At 52.1% G+C, this 19519-nt stretch carries 17 protein-coding genes; 13 read left to right on the top strand and 4 right to left on the bottom strand.

Annotated features, from left to right (window positions below):
• The first annotated feature begins 123 nt into the window (after nucleotides 1–123).
• The 3 genes from ABLN87_RS13040 to ABLN87_RS13050 all read left to right on the top strand — a co-directional run bounded on the left by ABLN87_RS13040 (nucleotide 124) and on the right by ABLN87_RS13050 (nucleotide 2949).
• The gene (locus tag ABLN87_RS13040) at nucleotides 124–600 is read left to right on the top strand and encodes a glycine cleavage system protein H (protein WP_353010845.1); all 477 of its coding nucleotides are present in this window, start codon (nucleotides 124–126) and stop codon (nucleotides 598–600) included.
• 151 nt (nucleotides 601–751) lie between these two features.
• Nucleotides 752–1654, top strand: coding sequence for a GTP-binding protein (locus ABLN87_RS13045; protein ID WP_353011073.1), 903 nt, complete (start codon nucleotides 752–754; stop codon nucleotides 1652–1654).
• Nucleotides 1655–1770: 116 nt separating this feature from the next.
• Nucleotides 1771–2949 (top strand): hypothetical protein, encoded by a 1179-nt coding sequence (locus ABLN87_RS13050; protein ID WP_353010847.1) that lies wholly within the window; start codon nucleotides 1771–1773, stop codon nucleotides 2947–2949.
• Nucleotides 2950–3836: 887 nt separating this feature from the next.
• Here ABLN87_RS13050 and ABLN87_RS13055 read toward each other — a convergent pair.
• A complete protein-coding gene (locus ABLN87_RS13055) occupies nucleotides 3837–4721 on the bottom strand; it encodes an ImmA/IrrE family metallo-endopeptidase (protein WP_353010848.1) in 885 nt (294 codons plus the stop codon).
• Nucleotides 4718–5104: a helix-turn-helix domain-containing protein gene (locus tag ABLN87_RS13060; protein ID WP_353010850.1), complete on the bottom strand. Its 387-nt coding sequence runs from the start codon at nucleotides 5102–5104 to the stop codon at nucleotides 4718–4720. Before ABLN87_RS13060 ends, ABLN87_RS13055 begins: the two co-directional genes overlap by 4 nt.
• Before the next feature lie 135 nt (nucleotides 5105–5239).
• Here ABLN87_RS13060 and ABLN87_RS13065 point away from each other — a divergent pair, with 135 nt between their 5' ends.
• A complete protein-coding gene (locus ABLN87_RS13065; RefSeq protein WP_353010852.1) occupies nucleotides 5240–6178 on the top strand; it encodes a hypothetical protein in 939 nt (312 codons plus the stop codon).
• Between the two features lie 600 nt (nucleotides 6179–6778).
• On the opposite strand, the gene ABLN87_RS13070 is transcribed toward ABLN87_RS13065, so the two are convergent.
• Nucleotides 6779–7294 (bottom strand): hypothetical protein, encoded by a 516-nt coding sequence (locus ABLN87_RS13070; RefSeq protein ID WP_353010854.1) that lies wholly within the window; start codon nucleotides 7292–7294, stop codon nucleotides 6779–6781.
• A gap of 211 nt (nucleotides 7295–7505) precedes the next feature.
• On the opposite strand from ABLN87_RS13070, the gene ABLN87_RS13075 reads away from it, so the two are divergent.
• The 7 genes from ABLN87_RS13075 to ABLN87_RS13105 all read left to right on the top strand — a co-directional run bounded on the left by ABLN87_RS13075 (nucleotide 7506) and on the right by ABLN87_RS13105 (nucleotide 15557).
• Nucleotides 7506–7730 (top strand): helix-turn-helix domain-containing protein, encoded by a 225-nt coding sequence (locus tag ABLN87_RS13075; RefSeq protein WP_353010856.1) that lies wholly within the window; start codon nucleotides 7506–7508, stop codon nucleotides 7728–7730.
• Nucleotides 7731–7988: 258 nt separating this feature from the next.
• On the top strand, nucleotides 7989–8684 hold the full coding sequence (locus ABLN87_RS13080) for a TnsA endonuclease N-terminal domain-containing protein (RefSeq protein ID WP_353010857.1): 696 nt from the start codon (nucleotides 7989–7991) through the stop codon (nucleotides 8682–8684).
• The gene (locus ABLN87_RS13085; protein WP_353010859.1) at nucleotides 8681–10819 is read left to right on the top strand and encodes a Mu transposase C-terminal domain-containing protein; all 2139 of its coding nucleotides are present in this window, start codon (nucleotides 8681–8683) and stop codon (nucleotides 10817–10819) included. The genes ABLN87_RS13080 and ABLN87_RS13085 overlap by 4 nt, the downstream gene beginning before the upstream one ends.
• Nucleotides 10812–11804 carry an ATP-binding protein gene (locus ABLN87_RS13090; protein ID WP_353010861.1) on the top strand — a complete coding sequence of 331 codons (993 nt, stop codon included), beginning with the start codon at nucleotides 10812–10814 and terminating at the stop codon, nucleotides 11802–11804. The genes ABLN87_RS13085 and ABLN87_RS13090 overlap by 8 nt, the downstream gene beginning before the upstream one ends.
• Nucleotides 11805–11839: 35 nt before the next feature.
• Nucleotides 11840–13627 carry a TniQ family protein gene (locus ABLN87_RS13095; protein WP_353011075.1) on the top strand — a complete coding sequence of 596 codons (1788 nt, stop codon included), beginning with the start codon at nucleotides 11840–11842 and terminating at the stop codon, nucleotides 13625–13627.
• A gap of 133 nt (nucleotides 13628–13760) precedes the next feature.
• Nucleotides 13761–14111: a hypothetical protein gene (locus ABLN87_RS13100; RefSeq protein WP_353010863.1), complete on the top strand. Its 351-nt coding sequence runs from the start codon at nucleotides 13761–13763 to the stop codon at nucleotides 14109–14111.
• Nucleotides 14112–14570: 459 nt separating this feature from the next.
• Nucleotides 14571–15557, top strand: a complete 987-nt coding sequence (locus ABLN87_RS13105; RefSeq protein WP_353010864.1) for a LysR substrate-binding domain-containing protein — start codon at nucleotides 14571–14573, stop codon at nucleotides 15555–15557.
• Between the two features lie 8 nt (nucleotides 15558–15565).
• Here ABLN87_RS13105 and ABLN87_RS13110 read toward each other — a convergent pair whose 3' ends face one another.
• Nucleotides 15566–16462 (bottom strand): LysR family transcriptional regulator, encoded by an 897-nt coding sequence (locus ABLN87_RS13110; RefSeq protein WP_353010865.1) that lies wholly within the window; start codon nucleotides 16460–16462, stop codon nucleotides 15566–15568.
• Nucleotides 16463–16646: 184 nt separating this feature from the next.
• Between ABLN87_RS13110 and ABLN87_RS13115 the strand changes: the two genes are divergently transcribed.
• On the top strand, nucleotides 16647–18044 hold the full coding sequence (locus ABLN87_RS13115) for an aspartate ammonia-lyase (protein ID WP_353010867.1): 1398 nt from the start codon (nucleotides 16647–16649) through the stop codon (nucleotides 18042–18044).
• Nucleotides 18041–19474, top strand: coding sequence for an aspartate/glutamate racemase family protein (locus tag ABLN87_RS13120; protein ID WP_353010868.1), 1434 nt, complete (start codon nucleotides 18041–18043; stop codon nucleotides 19472–19474). Before ABLN87_RS13115 ends, ABLN87_RS13120 begins: the two co-directional genes overlap by 4 nt.
• Nucleotides 19475–19519: the final 45 nt, after the last annotated feature.

Raw genomic sequence — 19519 nt, forward strand, 5'->3', positions numbered from 1 at the left:
ATTTTGAATGAAAGCTTCGGGTAAGTGGCAAAAACAGCGGGTTTTGTCGCCACTCCGGTTTGAAACGTAACGGAGCTAGATCAAGAAAAAGGCTTGGTGTAGTATTTTGACTATTCTTTAGAGATGTCTCGGAGAGTTTCATTGGTTTGGAAGCAACTCAGAGCATTGCTGGCATCAGCCACCACCTGGGCCCCTCTGTCATCTGCGTTGGCCGAGGACCCGACAGTACTGTATAGCGCAGAACACATGTGGACCCGGTATGACGGAGAGTACATCCTAGTCGGAATTTCCTCCCATTTGAGCTGCATGCTAGGCAAAATCACACTCATTGAATTGGGAGTGAGCGAGGGCGATAATCTAGGCGAGAATTTCGAGTTTGCGGTGGTAGAGTCAGACAAGGCTGCGACAGAGTTGTCACTTCCGGTTGCGGGTAGGCTGGTAGATGTGAACGACGCGGTTCTGGAAGCGCCTCACCTTCTTCGAGATGACCCCGAAGGATCAGCTTGGATACTTCAGATGCTTCCAACCGACTTAGAACAAATCGAAAAACTTTTCAGGAAGGATGCTTACGTCCAATACGTTGGAGGCGTTTGCGAATAGTATTGGCTTGGACTTCCCTTGTTACCTGAATCGTCATGCTTCCACACCTATGATCAAGGAACGGGTTTCCACCATGAAAATTGAACTTTCTAGACGCCACGTAATCGTTTCAGGATTAGCTTCGAGTTTGTCGCTGACTGCACCGCACAGTTTGGCGCGCAGCCGGTCAGAGAACCCGAGCTTGGCTATCATTGGACACATTGGCCACGGCAAAACTACGCTAGCGGCTGCGATTTCAAAAATCCGTGGCAATGGCGTATCATACCAAGATATTTCTCGACCATCCAAGGTCAAATTTGACTTTGGAGAATATCAGGTTGCCTCAATTGAGACGACTTGGAGAGGCGAGAGAGCGTCTCTATATGATTGCGCTGGTCATGCTGATTGGGTGGCTACACTTGTCACCGGTGCTATTCAGGTCCAAGGAGCGATCTTGGTTGTAAACGCCGCCGACGGCCCAATGCCGCAGACGCGAGAGCATATCCAACTGGCCGCTCGGGTTGGAATACCAAAGATCTCCGTTTTTCTGAACAAGATCGATCAAGTAGAAGACGCGGAATTGCTTGAACTGGTTGAAATGGAAACGCGCGAGTTGCTTAGTGCTTATGAATACCCCGGAGATCTTTTACCCGTAGTTGCGGGGTCCGCTTTGGCGGCTCTCCAGGACCGAGAGCCAGAGACAGGTGTAAGAAGTGTGGCTGCCCTAATGGATGCGGTCGACTTCTATATGCCTCCTACAGGTGGGTCAAACCGTCAAAGCGCGCCGACCGCTCAACTAAGGTTTGAGGCCGAAGCCTATTTGCTGACCAAGGAACAGGGCGGTCGCAGCGGCCCGATTTTCTCAAACTTCCGCCCGCTGTTTAGCATCGGAGACAAGGTGGTTCCTGGACTTGTAGTTTTACCAGAGGGGACCGAGATGGTCTTGCCAGGCGACAACCAGTCGTTCGAAGTTAAATTGGATACACCAGCTCCTATGCATAAATTCCAAAAGTTTTCGATCTTTGAGGAAGGTCGAACCATTGGCGCTGGAGTCATCGCGAACATCATGGAATAGATTTGCCGCACAATTGGCAATAAATTGTCGGTTGGTCACGGTGTATGATATTCACAATCGGCAGATAGTGAATGCGAGCAGAAGTAACCTTCAGTTATGTGAGTTGAGCAACTAGAATGGATAACTTCATAAAGAGAATAAGATATATTTCATTTATTTCTGCTGTGTCCGGGGCTTATGTGCTATTGGCATTGTTTGATTTTGTCGGTTTTCGCAACAACTATTCCCAGTTGGAACGGGCGTTCTTGGCAAGCGTTTTGAGCTCCCATGATTACGAAGCAGAGGTCATTATCGGAAGCTTCTCAATTGATGCGCAAAGGAATGCTCCTGATGAATACTTCGAGAGGTTTGCTAAGTCGTCACCACCGGCAAAGGCATACATAGGACAGCTTTCTGAAGCGATCAGCGGAAGAGTAATTCTCAAAAACGGGATTGAATATCAATTTCAAATTACGGAGACGATCGCCATGTCGCCTGAGGGCGAACTGGTCTGGTATCCGCTGCCAGAGGAAGAAGGTGCAAAAGAGGCAGGGGTCCAACGAGAATTGCGTGACGAAGATATGTATGTCAGTGGATATGGCCGAAATTGTGCAGAATTTAGATTCAGGCGGGATACGACGGCTGAAGCTTGGAACCTGACGTGTTTCGGAGTGTGGAAAGCCGGTCAGCCTGATGGGATTCAATACTTATGGTTTTTGGATGGGCGAGCGGAAACAACACCATTTGACGTTTTCAAGGCCACTGGGGTTTTTTCCCTGGCAGGTTCTATGACCCTCACCGAAGCTGAAGCGCGTGCCGAACTTGCAAGGTTTGTAGACCGTAGGGCAATTGGAGAAGTTGAGCCCGAGAAATCCTTTTTCAAAGCCAGATCCCAGTACTTCAACTGGAGTATCAAGCTCCCTATTATCAATTTCGAAATTCGAATGGGGTGGTTCTTATTGAGTTATTCTATTGTTGGAATGCTCTTGGCAATTTTCTCTCTTCATGCCGTCATAGGGCTTTCGGATCGGGCGACGAACATACGCAGTGATGAGCCTTGGATAATATTGAATGACGCTCCAAGGGGCCAATTTGATCGGATTATCAAATCACTTCTGTTCGGAATTGGAGTGGTTTTTCTTTTTGCCTCATTCCTACTTCAAAGCCTTCCTACGTTTGGTTTCTTTGTGCTTTTGGGCGGTAGTAGTAGTCTTCCAAATGCAAGTCTGACGTTGGCAATAGCCACGCTTATCATCACGTTAATTTCCTTTCTGTACTTATTTGGAATTTTTGAGAGATCACGCCATTCCAAGTAGCCGAACTCGGGAGGCCTATTCAGAAAGTTCGACCTCATTTCCAATCACGAACTGTCTTTTGTCACTAGCCCTCGGCAAAAAATGGTTTGGATTTGGTGCTGTAGTGGCCGGGTTCCAAAAAACTGTGGTTCGTGTAGTGAGCAGCATCCTGCAATTTGGGTTCTTTCGGTACTTTCCCGGCAGTTTCGACGAAGGTTAGGTTTTCTTGTTTTGGGTCAGAAATGCCTGACGTTTGGGTCGGAATTGAATGATGTGGTTCACTGATTTGTTGAGGTTTTGATCGTCGATTGAGTCAAAGGTCTGCGACGTTCCACAGGTTTTTGTCAGGCGACACATAGTTCTGCCACCAGCGACAGAACCTTTCCATTTTCGCCTCACATCCTTCATCCAGCACCTCGACCGGTTTCAATGATCCTGACTTCTCCATTGGGAAAATCAGGGCTGATTTGCAGATCAGTCGCCGAAGGCGCCTGTTCCTGCTGATCTGCCACGTGGCGAACGCGGATGGGGGCGAGGCAATGCTATTCGACAATAGTGGTGCGGCCCGCAAGCGTAGCCGAGGACACGGTGTTGTCTAATAGGGTTGCCCGAGGGGGAAGGCAGCGCCTTACCCCTGATGGCCAGGGGCGTTTGGCTTGTCCAAATCCCGCTGCACCAAAACAGGTGCAGCGGAGCAGGCTGCGCCTTTACTGTTTGCGCAAGAACGCGTTGTTATTTTAATGAAACGGGCGGTAACCGGACTTTCTCCGCGAGTGCGAACACAAAGTAAATTACGAATGCAAGCTGACGTTCAGTTTGAGGAAATGACGATCTTGGCTCTGCATCGCCGCGGATCGGCTCGGAGCCCTTAGCCGTCATTGCTGATCCAACAGGGCGCTGCGTACGCATTAACGTCCGTAGGCAAATTTCGGCGTCCAGCTGTCCAGAAGCTTCGCTTCCTCGTCTTCTTCCTCATAAGGATCTTCATCCACGGCTTCACTGGAAAGGACAGTGAGGGTGTAACCGTAAGACCCAAGGCCAACGATCTCTTCATCAAGTGGCAGGTCTTTGTCACCACTAAACCAGTGAGAAGAGGATGATTGTGCACACTGCTCTCTTCCAAACTGGATGTTTGAGGGGTCAGCATTGAATTCTCGAGTTGCACTCTCTGGCAAAGGCATCCCTTTTCGTGGGTACGTTAGACTGCCTAGTCTTTTGAAACTTTCAGACAAGAAACCGTAGGCAATATTGGTTCCCTGGCTGACGATGACAGCCATAGGGAAGCTTGCGCATTCGGCTGCACGTATGGCTGCTGAGGTAAGGGACGTTTCTGCATCTCGGCATAAAGCTTGAATGCCTGGTAGGCCGACACCGGACTTAGCTAGCCGCTTTCTCACAAGATTTGTGGGCATCAACATTCCGGACGCGAAGTGGTCGGCCTCGATTTCGATGGAGTTGCCGCCTTGATTGAAGCCTGCCTTGGAAACGTGAGCTCCACCAGTTTTCAAGATTTCTTCAGGATGGTCATCCAAAAAATAGTGGCCCAATTCATGGGCCACAGTAAATCTTTGAAAGCCTTCGCTTCGGATCGATGTGGAGTAGATTATCCCCACCCCGTCATTGGTGAAGATGATACACCCACTCATACCCTGCTTCTCGGGATGCTTTGCTTCGACAAAGATTTCGTTGTCGGCTGCAATCTTAAAAGGATCTACAGGAAAGCTATCGAAGCCGTGTTCTTTAGCGATCTGCTCTCCACGTTGACGAGCCATCTTAAGTCTGAATTTTGTCAATCACCTTTCTCCTGGTTCCGTTTGCTCAGCGTGTCGATCATTAACTGAATGCTCTCTCGGTCCGATGCGGAAAGGTTTTCTGCATTTCTGAAGGCTGTCGCGGCTCCTTCCATCGATGATGATCTTCCTAAAAGGAAATCGGAGGTCACGTTCAGGGCCTTTGATAGGGCTCTAATATTAGCGAATGATGGCTTTCGTCTTCCGCTTTCGAAGTGCCCAATCGCAGATGGTTGAAGTTTGGCCAATTTAGCTAGCTCAGTTTGGTTAAGTTGCCGTTTTTCGCGCGCAGACCGCAGTCTGTCACCAAAAACCTCATTGGAACCACTTGAAGTTGACACGACGCCCCTCGATATGTTACTATGACGATAACGTAGGAATTGCATAGCGCCATTTTGGCGTTTTTATTTGGCGAAGTATCCTACGGTTTCGTCAATAAATGTATGACGAACGGCAGACTCGGTCAAGGAAAATAGTGTCACGCGAGCAAGCCAAACCGTCGAGCATAAGGAACGATAAACATGATGATTCGAAAGAAACGCATCCGAAATGTAGCAAACTACCTTGCGGGAATTGCAGTTGGAGCCGAGCTCCGGCCGGTGGTTCAGCTCAACGAAGGCCTTCAGAAACGACTGTCTCGCGCCGGTTTTCCAAGTAATCCAAAGATTGGAGATACCGTATTGCCGAACGCAGTTGGGCCGATCAGCCGGTTCAACGCGGACGGGCGCTGGAACGTGCACAGGGAGCGACCCAAAGAGGAGCGTTACGTGCGTACTGTTCGCTGGCGATGGAAACAGTGGGCCGGAGGCGGTCACCAGGAGGAACACGAGGATTTCCGGGACATATATCAACAGTGCTATCCTCGCACTCATATTGAGCAGCCCGGAGTCGAGCTAAGCTACGTCGAGCAGGGTGGTGATGCATTCATTGTGAGCCCCGTGTTGCGAAATATCGAAGGCAACTACGAAGCCATCTGCCATCAAATTAATCTCCTGCTGGAACTGTTTGGCGAGTGTGAACTGGTTAAGGCGGATCTCAATCGATACACAGCACTCAAGGTCAATCGGCTTAACTGGAATATGTTACCTCCGGGCAAACACCCGTGGCCAGAATTGCACGCACATCTGAAAGGTTGTCTCGGGCGGCTGTCGGAGAATACACAAAGCGTGATTTTCGACCGCCAGAAAACTATCCTCGATTTTGAGCCGGATGAGCAATTTATCGGGGCCGGAGGCTTCTCCGACTACATCGCCTATGTGTTTAAAGATCGCGGTATCGTTGTTCTGGAAAGCATCCGCAAAGGGAATGCGATCTACGTCTTTGGTGAGAATTGGGCGCAGTTTTCGCGTCTGAGCAAAGCAGAGGTGTTGAACAAAGATCTGCACCTTACGCGGCTGATTCACACAAAAGGTTGGAAAACAAAGTTCGCGCGGCTGATGGACGGTCGCGAAGCTGCGTGACCAGTTACTGGCCCGGTTTCTAGCCGGGCCAAATTCCCTCCTCAAATATCGAAAGTTGAATGAAAATGACCAGAAACAGAAATACCGAAACCACGAGTAAACGAGGCGCCTCTGCCGCTGCCAAGACTTTACGGAATCCTAAAGCCAGCAAAGCGGCAAAGTCTGCGGCTGGATCGGCTTTGACGCAAGTGCGTAGTCCTAAGGAAGTCACCAGTAAAAGGGCGGCAAGCGCGGCATCTAAAACACTGCGAAACCCGAATGCATCCAAGGCTGCAAAATCTGCCGCGGGTTCGGCACTAACACAGCGACCGAACCGTAAGAAATAGAGGTTTACTCTGCCTTAAGCATCGGACGGCTCAGAACCCGCGCTAGGCGACAGCCGCAGACGTGGTCTTATCCACTTTGGGCCGTCCGTTGAACTTCGCAAAGCCTGCTTTCTACGCATTACTGCCATTGTGGACGTATGATGATGCGGCAGCAGCTAACGGCAGTAATGCGGGCTTCAAACGCAGCATTTCAAAACGGCGCTCAATGACCTGTGTGGGCCGGCCGTGACTAAACTAGATTTTCTGAAACGCCCCTGAGGCGTATACGAAAAACCTACGGCGGCCGTGATGATTTTGAGAGTTTTCTCGGTCGACCTTTGCAATCTACAATCAGCTTTTCCTCCTCGAGCAGATGTAGTGCCGTTTTCCAATGGATTTTGAATTTTTGCGCCACCCTGTCGATTACTTGGGTCTCTGTCCAGATGCGGCGCAGCTTATGTATTGGCACTTTGGGTCTGCGAACCCCACGCTGTACCTCAAAGCCTCGTTCCCTAAAGAGTTTGGACAGTGTTGCAGGCTTCATCCCGTTTGCGTTGGCAATATCTGAGCAGGTTTTTCCCTTTTTATATTGCCTATTGAGGCGTTGAACATAATCGACGCCAAGCAAGTCCAAGAGCCGTCGCACAACCAACGGGCTAATTCCGAGCCGCGTGGCAAATTCCTTATGGGTTTTGCTAAGTTTGAGTAGAGCGAGGAGTTTGCGGCGCAGGTATGGCTGCCACGCATTTGGCGTCTCTCGCAGGAAAATAGTCGGAACTCTGCCGAATTTTATTTCGACTACTGTGTTCAAGCCTTACCCAGTTCCTTCAACGTCAGATACCTCAACTTGCGTCTCTTGGCGCAAAGCCATCGGCGTTTCAGCAGCTTAGCTGATTGTCTTCCGACATGGCATTGAAACTTTGGGGCATGAATGTGTAACACATTGCTAAAAAACAATAAAAATGACATATGCGAGGTCTTTTGGTAGGTTTTGGTAACCGGAATCAGTCGGAACCTTTGACATGACAGCGAATTTGATTGTCGATCTCGCCAAACATGAGCAGATCAAATGTGACCTTCGGCTTAAGGGCAGTTCACTGGCGAAGCTGAGCCGAGACATCGGCCGTTCCATCAGCTCGGTGTCTACTGTGTCACAAGGATACAGGCGCTCCGACTACGTCCAGAAAGCCATAGCAGAAAAGCTAGGGAAAACACCTGAGGCCCTGTGGCCGGAACGCTATGGATAATGGAGGTGCCCAAAGATGAGCTAGCAAAACCGTATTAAATGGAAGAAAAGGTAAGGCCCCGAGGGCGGCAACCCATCGAGGCCTTTGAATTCAGTATCGATACGCAACCGATACACCTTCTTCCCCCGCCATGATCGCAAAGTCAACTGTTTCGTCGTCGCTTTTGGCGATGAGGTGGCTTGGCTTTGCCCAAGCAACACCAAAAGAGGGTGGAGAGGCACGATCAGCCCAAGCTGGTCGGCGCTCCAAATCACAGACATGAAAGATGAAGAGTTCAAACTGACGGGCGAGATGTCGCCTGAGCCCAGCCGTGCCACACGGGGTATCCCCCGGAGATCGACGCATAGCTCCAGAGGCGGTGTTGTTATGCAATTGCCTGGGCAAAACCGCCCGAGGGTCGTTCAATTTGAAAGCAAACTGGAACAGCGAGTGTTGTTTTTGCTGCTGGCTAACCCTGCAGTGACCAATGTTTGGGAACAGCCACAATTCATCAGCTACCGCGATCAATCAGGCAATCGGAAAACTCACTTCATTGATTTTTTGGCGGAGCTAAAAAACGGTCGTCGGTTGGCCATAGCGGTGAAACCGCGGAAGGAGGTTCAGGAAAAGAACTTCTGCCGCGAGCTGCAGCAGATCCGCGCGGCGATGCGCAAGGATTTTGCTGATGACATCGTATTGGTGACGGAGCGCGATTTCACCCGCGCGGAGGCCCTCAACGCACAACGTTTCGTTGAGTTCTCAAAGACGCGAAATTCAGAGCATCAAGCTCATCTCAAATCCATCATCCGTGACGTTTGTTTTCCAGTAACGGTCGACGAGCTGTGCCAGTTGTTGGCGCTCGGAGGCGCAGGGTTCAGGAGCATCGTGATCGCGGTCTTTGAAGACGCTCTAACGGCCGACAGAAAGCACCTGATTGATCTCGACACTTTGCTTTCGAAGGGAGGTGCAACATGAACCTGCCTTTCAGAGTGAGTGTCTTTGGCCTTCTGACGGTAGATGGCCGGATGTACAAATTAGACCGGAAAACCGACTTTGGTTACCACTTCGAAGATTTTGATGAGACTGGCCGGAACCTGTCTCTCACATTCGACGAATTTGCCGACCTCCTTCAAAGGCCTGATGTGACCTTTGATCCCGGGTATTATCTACCTGAACGCCAGGACGTGCGAATGAGTGCGGGTGTTGAAGCAATAGCAAGCTTGCCAGATGACGTGAGATCCGAAGTAGTCTGGCGTTTCTCTTGGGTTGACGGGTTTTACCAGTTCGAGCGTGTCGATGAGGCGAAGCGGACAGATTTCTCGCTTCAAAGCGTCATTCCTTCCATCGAGGTCCATGTAAACAAACAGGCACGGGCTGCCCAAAGCAATTGGCGGAACCCGAGGGCCGGAAAGAAGAACGTTTATCGGGACCCACCCAGTCCAAGAACCTTAAGAGAATGGGTGAAACGATACGAGAAAGCAGGCGGCTCTCCGCTTGGATTGATCCCGGGTACACATAGGTCTGGCAACCGGACTGCGCGGTTCTGCCTGGAGGCTTCGAGATTGCTGGGCGAATGCCTCGAAGCCTATTTGACCCGGAAAAGACTAACCAAGAAGAACGTCGCGGATGTGTGCCGGGACCGGTTTAAAACTGTGAACGAGCAACGAATGGTTGAGGGTAAGCCGGAGCTCACAATTCCTTCGCGGCGCAAAGTTGAGCGCGCACTTTCTGAGCTTGATCCGTATTTCACATGCGTCCAAAGGCACGGCGTGGACTACGCCAATCGCAAGTTCGCGCTCTATGAGGAAGGTGTAACAGCAAGCTATCCAATGGAGCGTGTTGAGATAGATGAATGGTGCGTTGATCTAATCACGATACTTGCTGAAAGGGGCGCGCTGGATCATTTGAGTCCCGAAGAGCTCGCCAAGCTGGATCGTGGGCGTCGTTGGCTTTACCTCGCGATCGACTGTGCCACGCGATGTGTGGTGGGTATGAGACTGGCGGAAAAGCCGAATTGCCAAGACGCCATGGCTCTTTTGTCTGACATCACACGCGACAAATCGGACCTTGCGATAGCGGCTGGCTGCAAATCGACCTGGCATCACTACGGCGGGGTGAGTTCCCTGGTGACCGATCTTGGCGTTGCTTTTGTGGACGACGCGTTTCGAAGTGCGGTCTTTGATGCGCATGGGGTTGTTGAGACGCCTCGCGGCGGGCTACCGCGTTTGCGCGGGCGCGTGGAGCGTATCTTTCGAACCTTTGGGACGGCCCTGATGCCTCTCCTCGCCGGTCGCACATTTTCCGATCCTAAAGAGCGAGGAGATTACCCTTCGGAAGAGATGGCTTCTCTTTCAGATGACGTGCTGATGGAAATCCTCATCAGGTTCGTTGTGGACGTGTATCACAACATGCCGCACCGCGGGCTGAACGGCGAAACCCCCAATAATTGCTGGAAACGCCTCGCCGATAAAATGGGTATTGTCCCCCAGCTTGCAGAAACCACCCGACGCAAAGCCTTTGGTGTGAGGTATCGCAGGCGTGTTTTTGGCAAAGGAGTGAGGCTGTTTGGCATCGACTATACCTGCCAGGCACTGCGTGAGTTTTATGTGCACGACCGTCGCCGTCACGTTCATCTAAAAGTTGACCTGAACGATCTCGGTTGGATCATGATTCAGATCGGGAAAAAGTGGTATGCGGCGCGCGCTCTGCAGAAGTGCTTTGACGCCGTGTCTTATGAACAGTGGGAAGCGACTGCGCGTCAGCTGCGGCTGAAACACAAGGCTGAGGCCGTGCTTCAGGAGAAGACGGTCTCTGACGCGTTGCACGCCATCATCCAAAAGACCTCCGATGAGGAACGCCGGTTCGGGGCTGTCCTGAAGCGTCAGACACCGGCAGGGCTTAAACGGGCCAGAGAAGATCTGTTCCTGGGTTTGAGCATCGAAACGGATGATCCTGAAAGCTTTGACCTTCCGCCGGAGCCAGATCTGTTCGGCCGTTTCATCCCGTCAATGGACGAAGGAGAAGACACCACCGAGGACACAGCTGACCAGGGACAAAGCCCCACTGGGGATCGTCCCAGAACTTCGAAATGGAGGATTGAAAATGACTGATCTCCCTGGCGATCCATCTGATGAGATTGACGCTCAGATTGCGCGTCTTCGAAACATGTTCGTTTCGCATCAGGTGTTCCACGATCTCAAACTGGTTTTTGATCGTCATCTGCGCCGAAGACGAGCGGCTATCCGAATGGGTAGTCGCAGCGAGGCGCGTGGTCTTGCTCTGATCGGGGCGTCCGGCAGTGGGAAATCCACTCTCGCAGACCGCTTGTTTGACAATCATACGGACCTGATCCTGCCAACGGAGGGACAGGATGTGGCGGAAGTGATCCGGCTACTGGTGCCGTCACCAGCGACGCTAAAGAATGTTGGCATGACGATCCTGTCCGGTTTGGGATATCCGCTCGCTCGGGACAAATCGGTTGGGATCATCTGGACGCAGGTGCGTCAGTTTCTCCAACTGCGAAGGACCCTGTTCGTGCATCTGGACGAGGCTCAGGACCTTTACATCAGCAAAGGCGTCAAAACCCGCAATGATGTGGTGAACACCCTAAAATCGCTTATGAACGATAAGGACTGGCCGGTTGGTCTTGTTCTGTCTGGCACGCCCGATCTGATCGAGATGATCAATTCTGATGTTCAGCTTAAAAGGCGCATAGATGTTGTGTACCTGGGTGCAGTGAGCTGGATATCCCACGAACCCGAGGTCACAGAGATCTTTACTGAGTTCGTTGAGAAGTCTGGTCTGACACATTCCAACGAACTTCAACAGAGAGAGTTTCTCAAGCGGCTGGTTCACGCAGGCGGCAATGAGTTTGGAATGATCATCGAAATGTGTCTGAGTGGGATAGAAGAGGCGCTCTACGACGGAGAAACCCAGCTCCGACTTGGACATTTTGCAGAAGCATTCCGGCGCAAGTCGGGTTGTATACCTGCTTTCAACCCATTCCTTGCCCAAGACTACATTAGCATAGATGTTAGGACCATCATGGGCTGGTTGGATCACGGCGACCCCTCGTTGGACGGAGGGTTGCAATGAAACGACAACTCGCTCTCACTCTGCCTCATCATCACATGGAGACGCCTGCTTCCTATGTCGCCCGGCTGTCACGTCGCAATCTTAGTGTTACAAGGGAGTTCTGTTCAGATCTGGGTCTGAGATGGCCCCATATCTGTTCAGCCCATCCGGATCAGCTGGAGCGGCTGTCACAACTGGCTGGGGTGCCACTTGAAGCGTTGGAGTTGGCGGCGGCCAGATTGGTTGGCCCCTGTCGGTACCGCGTCGGGCATTCCTTTGCCACCTCGGGTTCGTTCCGCCGGGCTACCACCCGAGTCTGTCCGAAGTGTATTGTGGATGCCATAAATGGGTCGGGTCCTGAGAATGCGTTTCAACTTCTTGAGTGGTTGGTGCTGCCGATCGGGACCTGTGCCAAGCATGGCGTACCGTTGCTCCAGCTTCCCAACGCGTCGCATGCGCATCTCACCTACGACGTGGTTGAGCAAGTGACGCGTCACCAGGATCTGATCTTTGAAGCCGCTCAAGACGCAACAACGCTTGGGCGATCCTCGTTTGAAACCTACCTGAGCCGCCGTATTGAGTTTGGGGTCGCCGGTGACTGGTTAGATTCGCTGGAGCTGACGCATCTTCATCAGTCCGCTCTGACATTAGGTATGGCGATTGCTATGGACCGCGGCGTCGGCCGTTCGGATTTGGACTTCGAACAGGAGCGTACTTGCATGTCGACTGGTTTCGAGGTTCTGAAGAGTGGGCCGGAAGCCCTGAAATCTGAGTTGGAGCGTGCCAGGCGCCAGTCTTCCTCTAAACGGTCTTATTTCACAACAGATATGGGCGAATTCTATACCTGGCTGAAAGAAACTGAAAAGGACCCGGCGACAGCAGTGCTCAGGTCTTGCGTGCAGGATTTCGTTCGGGAGAATTATCCGCTGCAGACCGGTGCGAAAGTTCTGGGTACGGAAATCACAGCACCCAAACTCACCACGCTTGAACGCGCGCGGGAGCTACATGGGGTCGGCGAGGTTCGGGTGCGAGGCATTCTCGCTCATCTTCGCGGTATAAATGCGAGCGATCTGTCATACATGAAAGATGTCAGCCATGAGGATCTGGCTGCCGTGCTCGACTTCTGGTCTGGTTTGCAGAATACCAAATCCACCGCGGTCCAGCTGAATATCCATCCGGTCCATGTTAAGGCACTGATCCGGCACAATGTTCTGGAAGCCTATCGTTTTGGAACGTCTCTGCGCTATGTTCCATCGTCCTCGGTACAGACCTTGCTGACTAGGCTTGAAGGCCTGCGCATTGCCTCTCGGACACGTCATAGGTTGCCCCTCTCGGAGTACAGCCGACAGAGCAGGGTGGCCCTGGCTCGCGTTGTCGCCGATTGGGCAGCAGGCCGACTGACCGGCGTTTGGAGAGATCCGGACGTAGAGGGGTTGGCTGGAATTCTTATAGACTGCGCTGAGATCTTGGAAAAAACGGAGCGCGTGTTTTCTGGCGATCTGTCGCTTCTGGATGCGGCGGCGCGCTTGAGAATTAGTATCGGGTCAATCCGGCTCTTGCGGGATTGTGGATACCTTAAGCAGGTAAAGCTGCGAAGCCCGGACACGCAGCACTACCGTTGCTACATCACTGAAGAGAGTATTCAAACGTTTGAAAAATCCTACGTAACGCTGGGCCAAATGGCAGAGCAGTTTGAGATCGCCGCGATCCATTTGGCTCCGGCGCTGGACCGAAGAGGAGTTGAGACAATTTCCTGCGAGGCTGGGTTCGTTCGTGCGTACCCGAACGAGACACGGGACGTGGTTCGAGAACTGACGATTGGGGGGGGTAAAACGTCAATCTAAACTGACTGCTTTAGTCAATAAAAGCTGGTGGCGGAGCTAAGTTGATGTTCCGCCGCTCATGCTCATCAGTTTTAGTGACGGTCTATCGATTGGGGCAACTACGTTGAACTGCTGTACTGCGAGGTGAAGAAACATGACTAGTAGTCGAAGAAGTCTTACTGAACGGCTTCAACCAATATGGGAGGCCGTAGGCAAGCTGGGCGCGAATAGTCCCGAGCTTAATCTAAAGGCCTATCTCGATGAGATGTGGAGCGAAGACGAAACAACTACTGTTTCTTTGAGGACTGGAAAGGGTCTGGCTCGACGAGACGAAAAAATTGCGGAAGATCTTGAGGCCCAATTCAAGATGATTGCGGTCGCCTTTGCCACTGGAGAATTGGATGAGATCGACCGCGTAGTTAACTACCTAGCGTTCATACGTCGCATGAAAAAGCAGGGTGTTTACGAAATTGGACACTGGAGCGATGAGGACCCAGATGGGTGACGATGTAACTAGAAGGTGGTTCACGTAACACCCGTTCAGCAATGTCCAATGGCTTTTATCTAAGGCCTTCCCTCCGAGAACTCAAAACCTGACATTTAGGCGGGACGCGGCGAATGGCTCGAAGGAGCCCACAGCAGAAGCCTTTGAATTTCGCTGCCAGCGCTCGTAGCAAGATAATTGCCGCAGGCACGAGTGTGGCACTGCTGCAAGGCGACGGGAACAGCTGCCATTTAGCCGAAGTGTTCAAAATCTGCTGTGAGTGGAAGCACTGTGGTTTTTTCCAAAAGAGCTAATAGCTCGGCGCTGCAATACGGAGAGCAACGCTACCGTTGGCGTGCGGCAAAGTGGAATTCTTAGCTCAATTGGTACCGGCCTTTGCGCAATACACGTCTTTGGTCAAGGTCCATACGGAAGGACGCCAAAACGCATTCGGTATTCTTCGCAACACGATTGCAATGTTTGCAACTCATCCTTCCCTTGCCAACGGTTACAATTACTTGTGATCTATGGAGCAGACCTATGGAAGTTGATTGGCTGGAAGATTTTCTCGCCTTAGCCACGGCGGGTGTTTTCGCAAAGGCCGCCCATAGCCGCAGAGTCAGCCAATCTGCATTTACAAGACGTATCAAAAATCTGGAACACTGGGTTGGCGCTCCGCTTTTTGACCGCAGTGTTCACCCGGTCGTACTGACATCAGCAGGAGAGTCATTTCGTTCGACGGCGTGTCAAACACTCAACGCGTTGCAACAGGCTCGGGCAGAGCTGACTCAGCTTTCAGGCGTTGCCGGAGAAGTGCTGAAGTTTTCGGTTCTGCACACGATCTCTATATCATTTGTTCCTTCTTGGATCAGGAGAATATCCAAGTCCATCGGCCCGGTCAGGACCAATTTCGTCGTCGATAATTTTTCAGACTGTGTTGAGACACTGACCGCAGGCAACGTTGACTTCATGCTGAGCTATGACCATGCCTCAATGGCGGTACTTACCGAGAATTCGTGGTACCCATCCATCACGGTCTCTGATGATTGTCTGGTTGCTGTCTCCCGCGCCGATACAGACGGCACAGCGCTATTTCACTTTGACCAGAAGGGTCGTCTGCCCTTTTTGTCCTACCCCTCGGAGAGTTTTCTCGGCCGTTTAAGCCGAGACGTGATTGAACGGGCCGATTTGGCTGACAGGCTGGACACGCAAAGCGAAAACTCGGTTGCCGAGGCGCAAAAGGCGGCATGCCTTGAGGGGCTAGGCGTTGCCTGGCTTCCCGAGATGGCCATCAAATCCCAGCTTGACGATGGAACTCTTGTGAGGATCAGCCATCCCGATGCAGAGCATCAGATGCCGATCAAGCTGTTTCGTAACATGCAAACAAGCCGCCCTGCTGTCGAGCGCTTTTGGACATTGGCCAAAAACTCAAGTGTCGATTTTGAGATCGCAGAAGTAGCACTATGAGATCGGAGCTACTGTGGCCTTTGGCTGAGCCTCCAGAACCGTTCCAGTTGCGGTCTGGACCGTTCGATTGAACGATAGAGTTTGACGTATATCTCAACTTCGAAACCTGGCTTGCTGACCTTCGTCAGTTTGCCTTCAGCCAGTTCGCGTTGCACGGATACTTCTGGGAGAAACGTAACGCCGTGCCCTTCGAAACACGCCGATTTGAGCGCCTCCGCAACAGAGTTTTCATAGGTCGGAGACAGGGTATCCTGTAAGTTGCCCCGATTCAGGCAGACTTGTGATATGCGCCCTAGGAAAGTGTCGGGTGGGTAAGACAGGTAAGGTACTTCGCCCGGTTCATCCAGGCTGAACACAGGTTCGTTTCTGGAATTCACAGCGCTGACAGCGATAATTTTATCTTTGGCAATTGTCGTTGAGGGGTATCGGGCTTCATCCGATATCGTCGGTACAGAAGGATGTGAATAACACAGCATGAAGTCTGCGCTGCCATTGAGTATAGCCTCGGCGCAACCAGAGAAATTCTCGGCAACCAGCCGTGTTTTTACAGGGCCAAGGTAGCCCGTCATCTTGCCCAGCCAAGCCGGAAAGAATGAGATCGCCAGTGTATGCAGGGCCACAAAGTCCAGTGTATCGGCTTCGCGGCGCGACAGGCTGCGGATGTCATCCTTTGTCAGGGTCAGTGCACTTACCGTATCAATTGCGGTCTGTCGGAACGCCTTGCCCGCAGCGGTGAGTTCTACCGGGTGAACGCTTCTGTCAAACAATGGGGTACCAGCCCAGTGCTCTAGGTTCTTGATGCGCCGGGTGAAGGCGGATTGACTGATGTTGCGGGCATCAGCCGCCCTTGCAAAGACACCGGCGGTCGCAAGGGCCAGAAAATCCTCAAGCCAATCAATCTCCATGTCAGGTTCTTTCTGGTGGCATGGTCATAAGACCATATACTGTTGCAAGTTTTGCAATGATGATGCGCCAATAGCGTTGGCGCTGCAACAGTTGAAATCTTAGCTTGCGGAGCAACCCCAATCCACATCGGGGATGTGACCGCTCTTTTTCGGGCACATAAGATTTCAAGCGAAAGGCCGTTGGATGACCACAACTCGAACCGAAACGGACAGCCTGGGTGCAATCAGTATTCCGCAGGCTGCTGCATGGGGGCGTCAGACCCAGCGCGCATTGGAGAACTTCCCGATCACGGGGGTTGCAATCAGTCATTATCCCGAGCTGATCACAGGGCTGGCGGCGGTCAAAAAGGCCTGCGCGCTTGCCAACAAGCAGCTTGGAGAGCTTGCCGACCAAAAAGCTGATGCCATCGTCGCGGTTTGTGATGAAATCCTGGAGGGTCAGCATCACGAACACTTCGTTGTCGACGTTATGCAAGGAGGCGCAGGCACATCCACTAATATGAATGCCAACGAAGTTATTGCGAATCTTGCCCTACAAAAATTAGGGCTGGAAATTGGTGAATACCGCCACCTTCATCCAAACGATGATGTAAACCGCTCTCAGTCCACAAATGACGTCTACCCGACTGCGATCCGGCTGGCAGCTCTCGCCCGGATCAGCCCGCTCATTGAAGCGATGCATTCTCTTAGTAAATCTCTGATGGCAAAAGCTGCGGAGTTTGACCACATCATGAAGGTCGGACGGACCCAGCTGCAAGATGCTGTTCCAATGTCTCTAGGGGCCGAATTCCGGGGATTTGCGACGACAATAAACGAAGATGTGGATCGCTTAGGCGACTTGTCGCGCCTGCTGACCGAGGTAAACTTGGGCGGTACAGCGATTGGAACGCGTATTAACGCGCCAGTTAAATTTGGTGAAACAGCCGTCGCCCATCTGCGGGATATTTCGGGTGAGCCCCTGTCACTCGCTGCAGATCTTATTGAAGCGTCCTCTGACCTTGGAGCATTTGTTATGTTCTCAGGCATACTCAAGAGAGTCAGCATCAAACTGTCCAAGGTCTGCAACGACCTGCGCCTGATGTCGTCTGGCCCGCGTGCCGGAATTGGTGAGATTATTCTACCGGCGGTGCAGGCCGGGTCGTCGATCATGCCTGGCAAAGTGAACCCCGTGATCCCGGAAGTCGTAAATCAGGTTTGCTATCAGGCGATCGGAAATGACCTCACCGTTACAATGGCCGCCGAGGCGGGGCAGTTTCAGCTGAACGCCATGGAGCCCGTCATAATCCACAAGGTTCTGGAAACGATGGGATCTTTAACGAACGCAATGAATGTCCTTTCAACCCGGTGCGTGGATGGCATCGTTGCAGATGAAGAACGTTGCCAGGCCCTGCTGGAAAACAGCCTTGTACACGTCACCGCACTGGCGCCGATCATTGGATATGAGGCGGCAACAAAACTTGCAAAACATGCTCAGGCGAACGGTCTGAGCCTGCAAGCAGCAGCTGAGCCAGTGCTACCTAGCGAACAGGCTGTGATCGCGCTGTCGCATCTGAACTTTGGCGAAGCGAGTATTGTCGAGTGAAACAAGCCGGAACTCTACGCCTTGGTATCGTCGGTGGGCTTGGTGCGCTGTCGGGGGCTGATTTGCTTTATCGGATCGTGGAATCGACCCCGGTCAAATCGGAAGGTGACCATCGCGAGCTGATTTTCGAACAGAAACCGATGCGCGAGCCCGTTGCGCCAATGGAAAGCGCCTATAATCCCACGCATCGAAAGCTGTATGTGTTTGACACCCTAGCAAAAATGGAACGCGAGGGATGTCACGCAGCGTTGCTGCCGTGCTTTATCACCCATTGCTTTCTACAGGAATTGGAGGATGAGCTTGAAATCAGGCTGATCAGCATGACCGATGCCATCAAAGAGGCGATTGATGGATTACCTTCTGCACCATCAAGGATTGGAGTGCTGACAACGCCTTTCGTTCGAAAAAGCGGGCTATTTGAAGCGCTGTTTGGCGACCTCGTTTCAGTCATTTACCCGTCCGCTGAGTTGGAAATGAGTGTCATGAAGGCGATCTATGGTGTCGGCGGCTTCAAGTCAGGAAACAGGGGGCCTGAGACTACTTCCCCGATTGATCAGGCCCTTGACGACCTGTCAAAGCAGGGGGCGGAAGTTTTTGTTCCGGGCATGACGGAGTTGCCGTTGCTGTTGGATCAACTCACGATCCCTGAAGGAATGGCCGCTGTCGATACGGCTGCTGCGTATGCACGGCACGCATTGGACGCAACCAAGGTCGACCGGCACCACAAGTTCAAAGTGGGAATCGTCGGCGGCGTCGGGCCGGCTGCAACTGTAGATTTTATGAGTAAGCTTGTGGGGGCAACCGAAGCGTCGCGAGATCAGGACCACATCAAAGTTCTGGTCGAACAAAACCCGCAAATCCCTGATCGTACCGAGAACCTAGTCAGCAATGGTACAGATCCCACAGTGGCTCTCTATTCCACCTGTAAAAAGCTGGAACGGGGCGGCGCTGATATGATCGCCATCCCCTGCAACACTGCCCATGCCTATGTGGATCGCATTCAGAGGCACTTGGATATTCCGATTGTCAGCATTCTTTCCACAACAGCAGACTACATTACCGAACAATCGCCAGAAACACGCCGCGTGGGCATCCTGGCAACAAACGGAACCATCCACAGCTGCCTGTATCAGCAAGCGCTCTCAAACGCTGGCCTGCAGCCGATTTTGCCAGACGAAACCCATCAGGCTTTGGTCATGGACTCCATCTATGGGCCGCAGGGGGTGAAAGCCGGATACACTGACGGGCTTTGTGTCGAGCAGATTGCGCAGGCATTCGGGCATCTGGTCGAAAATGGGGCAGAAGCAATCATTCTGGGATGCACAGAGCTTCCTTTGATTGTCGATGCCAGTGACCCGAGACTGGCCGCATTACCAGTCGATCCTACTGATGTGCTCGCCCGCAAATGCGCGCAATTAGCGAGTACGTAAACTCAAGTGCTTTTGACGGTTTGGAAATGGCGTTGCAAAATTTGC

This window comes from Ruegeria sp. SCP10 (assembly GCF_040329495.1).
Lineage (GTDB): Bacteria > Pseudomonadota > Alphaproteobacteria > Rhodobacterales > Rhodobacteraceae > Ruegeria.